Here is a 10,620-nt window from a genome sequence, read left to right on the forward strand (position 1 = left end):
ACGAAGAAATGGCTAGCGGCCATGAATTCACCCGATGATACCGCTGATCACTAGCGTGCCAACTGTGGCGCCGCTATCACGCAGCGCCACAGGCTCCTTACGTTTACCGCTTCTTTAAGTCACCGCTCGCATCAAAAACGGCCAGCCCTGAACGGCGGGACACCGCCGCACCATTAGAGGCACGCGAAAACGAACCACCCAGATAGATGTCGGAGCCATCGGAAACGATTGAGTAAAGCGGTCCATCGGTTTCTGGCTGCCAAGCGGACAACTCACCTGCTTCGGTAAAGGCCACCAGGCCGTTAACCGGGGAATCTCCTGTCCCCTCGCCTGCGCCGGTGAAATTTCCAGCTGCATAAATCAGGCCATCGGTCATCAACAGCGAACTCGGCCGTCTTGCATAGCCTCCCGACAATCCCGGATTCCAGCCAGTCAGGTTGCCATCGACATCAAAGGCTGCCAGGCGATTACGGGTTGCGCTGCCAGTGCTGCCACCTGCCTCAGAGAAATCACCCATTGCGTAGAGAGTGCCATCATCAATGGCAATGGCTCTTACCTGACCATTAGCTTCACCTGACCACTCGGTAAGGTTACCGTCCAAATCAAAAGCCGCCAGATTGCTATACGCGTCTGTGCCGGTGCCACAACTCGTGATGTTGGTCGTGGATGTTCCACCCACATAAATCCGGTCATCTGAAGCGGCCAGGGCATAGACCCAACCATTAGCTTCAGGATTCCAAGGGAGCAGACGCCCGCTACTATCAAACGCAGCTAGACAATGACGAGTAAAGGAACCTGAGTTATCACTAACGGTGGAGAAGCCACCCCCGGCGTACACCACACCATGGCTCACGGTTAATGCACTCACCGCTTTATCGACTCCGGGGTTCCAGCTCAGCAAATTGCCCGCCGTATCGTAAGCCGCGAGGTGATTCCGCTCCGTACTGGCAATTCCATCACCAGACAAGCTGAAGCTCCCGCCTGCATAAATAACGTCTCCATCGACCGTCAACGCAGATACCGCTGCATCGGCTCCAGGGTTCCAGTCTTTGAGGAACCCTTCGTCATCAAACGCTGCCAAGCGAAGGCGTTCACCGCCACCCGACACATTGAAATCTCCGGCAACAACCACTCCATTGCCATCTGTAGCCATGGCGCTAACGGAATCACCATCTACGCCAAAGATGGAGCCTGACTCTTCGGCTACGGCAGCCCCCTCATCCATGGCAACAATGGCCTGAACGGGGCTGCTTCTATTAAAGCAATTCAGCTCGACATCAACGGACAGTGCAGCGGCATAATTACAGAGTGATTTCTTATATTCGTAATAGTCGCCAATCTCCAGGTCATAGCGTTGAAGCCCAACGCGTCCGTCACTACCGATATAAACCTTTCCGGAACCCGCTTCAGGAGAAATCGTAATGGCGTTCACTTCATCTTCCGAGATTACCGGCCACTCTTCGACCAAATTTCCCGATGATGTCGAAAACACTGCGAAGTTCTTTCGGTAATCAATTCTTCGACTTGTAGTCGCATCAATGAACCTTACGGGCTCCGATCCAATGACAAAGCGACCGCCAACAAACACTTGATCGTTACTGATCACCAAGACATTGACCCGTCCTGGCACAGACGCCCACGACAACAAGGCCCCACCAAAATCAATCTTTGCCGCATAGGCTCGATTAACCGCCGCACTGCCACCGCCTATTTGTGTGAAATCACCACCAACAAAGACAGCATCATCACTCACGGCGAGCGCCTTGACCGGGCCATTGGCATAGGGATTCCAGGCCAGCAACTCACCATTGGTATCAAATGCCGCAAGCTTGTTTCTGGCAATACCTGCTGTGCCGTTACCCGCACTGGTAAAATCGCCACCGGCATAGATCGTGTCGCCATACCGCGCCAGCGCGCGAACAGTATCGTTAGCGCCTGGGTTCCAGTCTGTTACACGCCCACTGGGAGCAATATGTGCAAGCCCCATCCGCGCGTAGTCTCCCGCGCGGGTGAAATCGCCACCGATGTACCAACCGCCTCGGCCATCAGAAATCACCGCGTGGACTGCACCGTTAACTTGCGGCAGGGCCAGGATGTGGGGATTGACCGCATTGTTTCCAGCAGGAAACGCTGCCACGCCACCGACGTTCTGTCCGGCCAAGGTGAAGTTGCCACCAACATAACGCGTGCCATCATCACTAAGGGCCTGGGTGTTTACCGTGCCATTCACGCCCCAGGTCGTTGACACCGTATTTGTCCAGTCCGCTATCCGGCCATCGACTTCCAGCGCGATGTAGACTGGTTCATTGATTTCCAGGTTTTCAATGGACATCGGGGGCGTCACGTTAAGCCGAAGGTCTACACCGTAGCTGGCGTACTGGCTCAGATCCGCGTTCGGGTCTTTACTGATATAGAGGTTGAAGCTGCTACCGGTTTCATCGAGACCTATATCCCAGTCCACCTTGGCCGTGGTGGCACTGGTCAGATCAACTCGCAAGCGCCCTTGGTGCGCACTGACCAACCAGGGAGTGTTGGGTAGCAGCAAGGAAAGTTCATCACCACTGGCACTTTCGGTGCCATCGATGACCGTTGTGACTACGAAGTAGTAACGCTGACCACCATCAAACTCTTCCAGTGTTACCGGACTAGATACCCCTGTCAGCATGCCGCCACCAGGTAGACTATCGTAATTTTCAGGTGTAACACCGGGCTCCAGAGCGTAGTAGACGTTGTAGCTGTCTGCGTACGGATTGCTATCCCAGCTCAATACCAGAGAGCCGTTGTTTACGCCCGTGTTCACTTCTTCTGGCGGGGAAAGCTGTTCTCGAAACTCTGCCGTTACCTGCAGGTCACTCTGAACATCGGTATCAGTACGATTGGTTGTCGTGACACCATCGCTCCACTGAATAAAGCGATATCCGGAATCTGGCACTGCAGCGACCACAGCACCATCACCGCCGTGCGCTACTACCTGAGTACTATTTCCAGTCACAGATCCGCCAGCACCCGCCAGATACGTCAAGCTGTATTCGTTTATTTCAAAGCTGGCACTGACCGAAACATTTTGCTGGGCGGCAAGGTCAACACGTGGGTTTTGCGTGCTGCCATCGCTCCAGGAAACAAAGTTATAGCCGGTTTCCGGCACGGCTTGCACCACACTGCCGTCCGAGCCATGAAACACGGTCTGCCCGACGATCCCGGACAGCGAGCCATGGCTGCCCGCTGTATAGGTCAAGGTGTATTCGTAAATATCGAAGCCTGCCAGTACATTGATATCCGATTGCACACTGCTATCGGTACGGCTGGCCGAGGTATTGCCATCACTCCAGGTGGTGAAGTAATAGCCACTATCAGGCACGGCGGTGACGGTTTCACCGACGTCGCCCAACATGACTTCCTGAACCGTGGAGCCAACGATCTCACCACCAGCCTGGGCGCGGTATTGCAAGATGAATGATTGAGCTTGCGGGCCACCCGCACCGTGACACAGATAGGTTGTGGACTGCACTTCGGCGCTATCAAGTACATTGTTGCCGTTCTGATCCAGGCCCACCAGGAGCGCTACACCGCCTGCCGCACAGTTTGTCCCCGCCGGCTCTTCCTGTGTTGAGAGCAGTGCATTTTCGCCATCTCTGCCGGGAGCGCCGTCTTCACCATCGGCTCCATCAAGCCCATCATTGCCAGGTTGACCTTCCGCGCCATCCTGTCCATCAACACCATCCAGACCATCCTCGCCATGACACAGGAAAGCGGATTTCTGGACCTCTGCAGATTCAAGAGTGGCGTTTCCATCCAGATCCACACCGACCTGTATCTGTTTTCCTCCCGCCGCACAGTTATCACCCGCCGGTTCCGAGGAAATGTTGATCAGCGATTGCAGGCCATTCGTACCGTTTTCGCCATCCGCTCCGTTACACACATAAAAGTTGGCGGTGACCTCCGAGCCCTCAAGCAGGCCATTGGCATTGCTATCCAGCCCTGTATCAATGCGATAGCCGCCCACGACACATTGCTCACCGGCAGGGATCTGCGTGGAGGCCAACAGGGCCTGGGCGCCATCTTGCCCATCGGAGCCGGCTTCACCGTGACACAGGTAACTGGCTTGCGCTTCCTCACCGGCATCCAGCAAACCATTGCGATTCGTATCCACGCCAGATAACACCCGAACACCGCCCGCCGGGCAGACCGCTCCGGGTAGCTCGACCTCTGTTTTGATCAAGGCGGACAAACCATCCTGACCATCTTCGCCGTCCTGGCCGTCCTGGCCGTCTTCTCCATCGGCCCCATCAAGGCCGTTACACGCGTAGGACGTATGCTGAATCTCAGCGGTTTCGAGAACACCGTTGCCGTTCAGGTCAATCCCGGTATCTATTCGATAGCCCCCAGCGGAACATTCTTCTCCCGGCTCAACGGGTTCCGTCGAGGCCAGAGCAAGCAATCCATCTACCCCATCTGAGCCATGGCAGACGTAAGAAGCGACCTGTATTTCAGCAGAGTCCAGCGTCCCGTTAAGGTTTACATCTTGCCCTGAGTCGATACGCGATCCGCCCGCCGGGCAGTTCGACCCCGCCGGCTCGGTAGAAGAATTGATAAGAACCGGAGTGGCATCCCGTCCATTGCTACCGTTAACACCATCAACACCATTGTTTCCGTCTTCCCCTCCACAGCCAGACAGGAACGCGGTCAACACCAAGGCAAGCGCCAAACGCAGGCTCGCAGCAGCCATAAGAATCTCCATTTTCATTGCTTTTATCTGCGTGCCAGATGCCATGACCGGACATGAAAATTGGCCTTTCAGCCTGCACACGCCTTTGCAGTGAAATTCTCCCGATTCAGGAAGCGGGTTAAACCCTCTCAGGCACACCGGGCGACGTCTTGTGTCGCCCAGCTACAGCATGCCCCCTCGCCTACGGGTTCAATCCCATGACATTGCCATCCGCCAGACATCGCCGTTTTATGATGTCAAATGCCACATTCACATTATCTAAATCAATCATCACTCCACGTCGTTCTTGAAGCGCCCCCTATCTGCTGAACTTCGGGCAGACAGGGAGCAATGAATGGAAGACCTTAGAAAACAAGTCGGCGAGCGCATCAATGCCCTACGCCGGGCACGCGGCCTGACGCAGAACGAGCTGGCAGAGAAAGTCGAGCTGGACGGCCGCCACATCTCCCGACTGGAGACCGGCAAGCATTACCCCTCGCTGGATACACTGGCCAGCATGGCGGCGGTGCTGGAGGTGGAAATACAGGAATTCTTCCTGTTCCCCACGATGGAAACAGAAAGCCAGATGCGGGATGCACTTATTGAAATCGCGCGGCAGGCATCGGAGCCAGAACTACGGGGATTACTGTCTTTTGCACGGAGCCAGGCAGCTGTGCGAGAAAGGCAGTGACCCTCATCAAGAAAACGCGATAGCACCAGAAATAGCACCCACGCCATGAGCAACGACAAGGCAAATCAGTAACCCATATCCTGATTTTGGGCTTGCTCGGCCAGGGCGCGCATGGCTTCCTGGCTCTGCTTATCACGCCTCACTTCGCTCAAAAGCTGATCCCAATCATCGGGAGGGCGGCCATTTCTCAACATCTTGCGGAAAACCCGGTAGGCATCATCGGAGCTCTCATACGCCCGCTTGGTGCCTTCATCATTGACCCAAGCATAGACAATAACCTTGCTTGAGGCGTGGTAACGAAAGAACAACCGGTATTGCTGAAAGAACTTCGCACGGAACCAGTGCTTGTAATCCGCACCGAGTGTATTCCCCTGTCGGAACTCCGGTTTTGTCGGGTCCTGCGGGATGACCTCGAAAGCAAGCTTGGCAATCGCAGCTAACCGCTTGGTGGCATTTTTCTTGGTGAACCCCTCAGGGTTTTTCTCTTTGAGGCTTTCGACTTGTCCTACCAGGGCTTCAAGCTGCGCCAAAAATAATGGGTGGGCGTAAACCGCCCACCCATTGATTGTCAGAGCGGTCGATTGCCTTCCGCTCATTCATCGTCTTCCTGTAAAGGTGCATCCAGATCTACCTCGACCCCCTCCGTCAGCGACTGGATGCGTTGCATTAACGCACCTTCAACCGCCTGGATGTGCTCCGGATGCTCGGCAATATCACGCGCCAGGAAATCCAGGAACGACCCCAGAGCCGGGTCATCGCCTTCGCTGGAGGTCGCACGGGTCAAAACCACTTCGCCATTCTGACGGATAACATAGTGAATCTTGTCTCGCTTGTTGAGTTTGAGAGCACGGCGAACCGTTTCCGGCACGGTGGTCTGATACCGGTCTGTCAGCTTGGATTCGACTTCGAGGGTGGCCATGGCCGCCTCCTACACTATGGGGATGACAGACAGATGGTAATGCAATCGCATTACATACGTCAATGCAATCGCATTACCAAAACATCAGCCCGCCTGATCCCTTTCCCCAATTCTCTCCAGAATCCAGGATTCCACCTCATCAGAGACCCACCCCGTTGCACGGGCACCCAGCGGAACCGGCTTTGGAAAGACCCCGTCCGCAATCAGCTTGTAAATGTAGGACCGTCCCAGGCCGGTGGTATCCATCACTTCTTTCAATCGCATGATTCTCATGAGCAATCTCCTTCATCTCATGAGATGCGGCATGGCGGTAAAAACTAACCAGCCTGACCACTACCGACGACTGCATCCAAAGCTATTGGAGCCATCCCCATATCGCTTGGTCTCGGCCTTGGCGAAGTAGCTAAGTCTCCTGAATAGATCCACATACCGGTCGAATATCGTCACTGAGTTCGCATCAATGTAGTAGGTCCCATTGGTAGGGAAATGCACTAGCCACTGGCCAGCACCCCAAGGAAGCCTCAGCGCACTGCACCAGGCGCTACGGATTCTTCCCGACATATTTTCCGCTGCGATCCTTTCCTCTTCTTCCGGGTGGCCATTACAGCCGAATGCCCCGAGATAGCGGTAAGCGTCTCCGTTCAACAATATGCAACAATGGTAATGGCGATGGCGCGATATGTTTTGCTCTCTCGCCCAAACATATCGGAGTTCGCAGGAGTGCACTCTCTGTCCCTGCCTGGCCTTTCTCAATTGGTGGGCGTTGATTTTCGCCTGCAGAGATTCAAAGAAGCTCGATATCACACTGGAGTCTGGCTCAGGGAAGTCGACAGGGATTCTGAGATCGAAGCGGATAGCCGTGGTTCGTCGATACCTGTCCACCGCCTTCTTCATGGTTTCCAGGATTCTCTCAAGATACTGCTCAATGTAGGGAGAGTGCTTGGGCAGCAGCGGAAGACCGTTCCATTCAGTGCCTTCCACTAAGGTCAGGTTGGGGTTGTGGGGATGTCGTGTTGCCATGTCTGTGTCCTATTCGTTGTTGAACACAAGAACAGGCACACACGTAATTTCTTACTCGGATTAGCCTCCACCACGCTATAGCCATTGGCTACCAAGCGTACTTCAATGATAAAACCTATATATCTATAACAGACAGCTGAGATGCTTGAGAAAGGCACACTGCAGCGCAGCCATCAAGGGGCTCACCCTGAAGGGCAACCAAATTTCACTCTGGAAATATATGATGCACTGAAACCAGTTTTCCTCTCTTCCTACCCCATTTGAAAGTCCCGACACTCACAGTCGCCAGACCTAAGACCCTCTCTGGATTTAGACAACCTCTAATCTGACAATCCACCGCCGAAACCTTTTCGTAGCCCCATATGAACCAAAGAGGCATCTTTAATCTCCGTCTCTTTATTCAACCGCTCCCAGCGCTTTTTCCCTCCCTGAAAATCCCGAAACAGGAATATGCTCTCTTCCAGCTGCTTCTCACTCCCTGGGAAAATAGCCAGGGTCCATAACCTTCCGGTCTCAGCATTGATCAGCTGATACGAGCTATAAATCCTAAATTTGGTGCTCTCACACAAAAAACACTCCAAATCAGCCCCCTTCAGAGCCTCCTTATAGAGGCTCATGGCCGCATCAGCCCATTTCTTCACCCCATGATCGACCAAATACTCCAACACAGTAGGCAACAGCGCCCTCTTGTCTTCGGCCATATGCTCAAACCAATGCTCCGTACCCAGCTCTCGCCCCAAATCCTCACTTAATGATTCACCCTCCCCATCACCAAGGCCATCCTCATCCACAACTCTCCTTTCAAGAACAAGGCATGCATGCTGGGCCAATAGACAGGCGAGATGCCCTGCAGTCTTAAACCACGGTCTATCCCGGAAATATTCGCTCCAACCAGCCGGCAATCCCTCTCTCCGCTCAATCTTAGCCAGCTCTTCCTCACCAAGCCTCCTCAGACTTCTTGCCCCAAAAAGGCCATAGAAATTGCATATCCAATCAAATGGTCTCCACGCCAATCTATCGAATACATAGATGCAATGGACCCTGTTCTCCCCAAAAAGGGAGTGCCCCAAATCGAGCCAATAGACCCCTGATCTCCTTCCAAATAGATCTGTTCCACTGATACCTGGCAGCCAATTTCTGAGCAACCCAATCTCAACAAGTTGATTGAGCGCATAGCCAAACTGTGACTCTTTAAGCCCCGCCATCTCCCTCAAAGCTTTCTCCCCATAGCTACTGACGTACCCTGTCTTATCAGCAGACATCACAAGCACCCCGAGCAAAAGCAAACTGTTCACCGTCAGCGCATCGCTCCCCTCCTCCCTTTTCACCCGGATACGGCCCAACCTTTCAGTCTGGCAAAAGAGCCCCCTGATCAGATTTTGATTTAGTGAAAAAGCCTTATCCCCCTCTACTAACGCAGCCAGCCTCTCAATATTGATTCTGAAGCTTTTCTGTCTCCTACCCCTTTTGCTCTCAGCTCCCGGCATAGGGCAGAGCTCAACCACACCTAGCGCAATCCAAGCCTCCCGAGAACTGCTCACATATCGATCATTGAGCTGGATTTTTTGTGCCAGGTCCTTTACTTTGTCCGTGACGGTACTGGCCCCGTAGCACCCCCAAACCGCAATGAGGAAGTGCTTGTCTATTGCGGATATCCGGCGATCCCTTAGCTTGAGTATCCAGCAGATAACATCTTCACCAGTCATAATTAATCCCCATATTTTCACCCCGAAATTATAGCGATCAAAGTAGTTGCAGCGCCAATGGTGCCACAACTCAACATTTTCTATTGCATCAATCTACAACTAGTTTAAAACTAGTCTCCACTAGCTTTAAACGTTCTGGACACCACAGCCATGTCAATAGTCGAACTCTTGAATCAAGGCGATACTGCTGAATACGAATGGGCTCTGAGCTACCTACTGAAGAAAGGCTACTCTCGAGCAGCCCCGCCACACGACAGCACCTTTCAGCAACTACAACAGGTTAACCACCTAGATAAAGAGGCAATGCGGTTATTCGAGGCAGCACTGGCACGCCACAGAAAGCGGCAAGAATCAAAGCAAAGAGGGGAGAAAAACTACAACTTTTTTCTTAGCAAAAAAACAAGCGCTCAACTCGAAAAATTGCGTAACGAATACCGAAAATCCGTGCCTGAGTTGCTCGAGTTTCTGATCGATCAATCAGCCAAAGATTTTGAGTGGGGGAAGAGGGAGGGAAAGCGAATAGCCATGGCAACTGCCCACACCAGAAAAGCCACTCTATTTCAGCCAGACAACTCACAAGCAATCCTAGGAAGTCAGATCGAAGGTCTTGTGAATGCTGTTCAATCCAGGGATCGAATTATCAACCAACAGATAAACATGCTATCCGAACTACAAGCAAAGCTAGAAAGCTGGGGGCTCTCCAACGAAACCCCTGGCCCAGATTATGAGACTCTAAAAGCTCAACACTTCAAGAAAACTGATCAGTCAATCCGTCTAGAGCTCGAAAAACGCCCCCAGCAACAGACCGAGACTGACCACGACAGACAAGACCAAGATACACAGGCATGACCTCAAACTAGCGACTTACCCCATACACCTTCCTTAACTCATCAAGCTGCCGACCAATCAGCTCAGCAGTACCACGATCTACTCCGAAATCTCTGGCAACGGCAGCGAAATCAGCGAGAGCATCCACGATCCCATCAATATCTTTCCGGGCCAGCTCCCACTTGGCGTACCCAGCCCGCGCCGCCAGTCCTTGGATGGCTTTTAGCGGCGGATTCTTGCCGAAACCGGCATAAGCGGTGGCATGCTCCTGGTAGGGGTGAGGGCTAAAGGTCACATCGTAGAAAGGGGCAGGCGTCCATTCACCCGCATCATCCTGCAGGAAAGCCCAGTTCTTGCTGTGGTCGTCCTGGTTGCAGGCAAACAGGTTGAACATGGCCCTGCGAAACTGCAGTTTGCCTACTGCTGGCGAACGACATAGGTGGCGGCTGGCCTTGATCAGATCCTCGTAATCCAGGCTAGGCGTCCGGAAATCCGCATCCAGCAAGCCACAGGCACTGTGCATGTGGAGTCGACCTGCCTTTTGGGGATGGCTTATCCAATCGAACCGCTTTACCCCGAGCCAGGCTCGGGCACCACTTTGTTCTGGCGCCTCGAACAGCCGCCACTCAGGCGGCTCCAGCCCCAGCTTTCCGGCCAGGTGCAGATAGACCGCTTCACAGAGCCCTTCTTCATGGCCGAGGGGCAGATTCCGGGAGGTAAACTTGACCAGCCAAGCCTCATCGCCTAGCCC

9 protein-coding genes are annotated in these 10,620 nt (G+C 53.5%); 2 read left to right on the forward strand and 7 right to left on the reverse strand.

Translation table 11 applies throughout. The annotated features are described in order from the left end of the window. Window positions 1-103 precede the first annotated feature (103 nt). The gene (locus F1529_RS17040) at window positions 104-4,744 is read right to left on the reverse strand and encodes a hypothetical protein (protein ID WP_230457829.1); all 4,641 of its coding nucleotides are present in this window, start codon (window positions 4,742-4,744) and stop codon (window positions 104-106) included. A gap of 316 nt (window positions 4,745-5,060) precedes the next feature. On the opposite strand from F1529_RS17040, the gene F1529_RS17045 reads away from it, so the two are divergent. Beyond that, window positions 5,061-5,396: a helix-turn-helix domain-containing protein gene (locus F1529_RS17045; RefSeq protein WP_155136753.1), complete on the forward strand. Its 336-nt coding sequence runs from the start codon at window positions 5,061-5,063 to the stop codon at window positions 5,394-5,396. A gap of 65 nt (window positions 5,397-5,461) precedes the next feature. On the opposite strand, the gene F1529_RS17050 is transcribed toward F1529_RS17045, so the two are convergent. The 5 genes from F1529_RS17050 to F1529_RS17070 form a co-directional block, all read right to left on the reverse strand. Further along, window positions 5,462-5,992 (reverse strand): type II toxin-antitoxin system YhaV family toxin, encoded by a 531-nt coding sequence (locus tag F1529_RS17050; RefSeq protein ID WP_155136756.1) that lies wholly within the window; start codon window positions 5,990-5,992, stop codon window positions 5,462-5,464. After that, window positions 5,989-6,315: a type II toxin-antitoxin system PrlF family antitoxin gene (locus F1529_RS17055; protein WP_155136759.1), complete on the reverse strand. Its 327-nt coding sequence runs from the start codon at window positions 6,313-6,315 to the stop codon at window positions 5,989-5,991. Before F1529_RS17055 ends, F1529_RS17050 begins: the two co-directional genes overlap by 4 nt. 84 nt (window positions 6,316-6,399) lie before the next feature. Beyond that, window positions 6,400-6,588, reverse strand: coding sequence for an AlpA family transcriptional regulator (locus F1529_RS17060; protein ID WP_035249891.1), 189 nt, complete (start codon window positions 6,586-6,588; stop codon window positions 6,400-6,402). 60 nt (window positions 6,589-6,648) lie between these two features. Then, window positions 6,649-7,335 (reverse strand): inovirus Gp2 family protein, encoded by a 687-nt coding sequence (locus tag F1529_RS17065; RefSeq protein WP_063509009.1) that lies wholly within the window; start codon window positions 7,333-7,335, stop codon window positions 6,649-6,651. Between the two features lie 320 nt (window positions 7,336-7,655). Further along, entirely contained in the window at window positions 7,656-9,041 is a 1,386-nt protein-coding gene (locus tag F1529_RS17070; protein WP_155136762.1) for a hypothetical protein, read from the reverse strand. Window positions 9,042-9,191: 150 nt separating this feature from the next. On the opposite strand from F1529_RS17070, the gene F1529_RS17075 reads away from it, so the two are divergent. After that, complete coding sequence (locus F1529_RS17075) at window positions 9,192-9,890, forward strand: hypothetical protein (protein ID WP_155136765.1); 699 nt, start codon at window positions 9,192-9,194, stop codon at window positions 9,888-9,890. A gap of 7 nt (window positions 9,891-9,897) precedes the next feature. Here the strand turns inward: F1529_RS17075 and F1529_RS17080 are convergent. Then, window positions 9,898-10,620, reverse strand: a 723-nt coding sequence (locus F1529_RS17080) for a type II toxin-antitoxin system HipA family toxin (RefSeq protein WP_196220427.1), incomplete at its 5' end; no start/stop codon positions are given.

The sequence above is a fragment of the Alcanivorax sp. VBW004 genome (assembly GCF_009718865.1).
Classification (GTDB): Bacteria; Pseudomonadota; Gammaproteobacteria; order Pseudomonadales; family Alcanivoracaceae; genus Alcanivorax.

What these genes read in the sequence shown, in the direction of transcription:
- F1529_RS17040 (WP_230457829.1), bottom strand. Translation starts at nt 4,744, where the DNA reads ATGAAAATGGAGATTCTTATGGCTGCTGCGAGCCTGCGTTTGGCGCTT.
- F1529_RS17045 (WP_155136753.1), top strand. Translation starts at nt 5,061, where the DNA reads ATGGAAGACCTTAGAAAACAAGTCGGCGAGCGCATCAATGCCCTACGC.
- F1529_RS17050 (WP_155136756.1), bottom strand. Translation starts at nt 5,992, where the DNA reads ATGAGCGGAAGGCAATCGACCGCTCTGACAATCAATGGGTGGGCGGTT.
- F1529_RS17055 (WP_155136759.1), bottom strand. Translation starts at nt 6,315, where the DNA reads ATGGCCACCCTCGAAGTCGAATCCAAGCTGACAGACCGGTATCAGACC.
- F1529_RS17060 (WP_035249891.1), bottom strand. Translation starts at nt 6,588, where the DNA reads ATGAGAATCATGCGATTGAAAGAAGTGATGGATACCACCGGCCTGGGA.
- F1529_RS17065 (WP_063509009.1), bottom strand. Translation starts at nt 7,335, where the DNA reads ATGGCAACACGACATCCCCACAACCCCAACCTGACCTTAGTGGAAGGC.
- F1529_RS17070 (WP_155136762.1), bottom strand. Translation starts at nt 9,041, where the DNA reads ATGACTGGTGAAGATGTTATCTGCTGGATACTCAAGCTAAGGGATCGC.
- F1529_RS17075 (WP_155136765.1), top strand. Translation starts at nt 9,192, where the DNA reads ATGTCAATAGTCGAACTCTTGAATCAAGGCGATACTGCTGAATACGAA.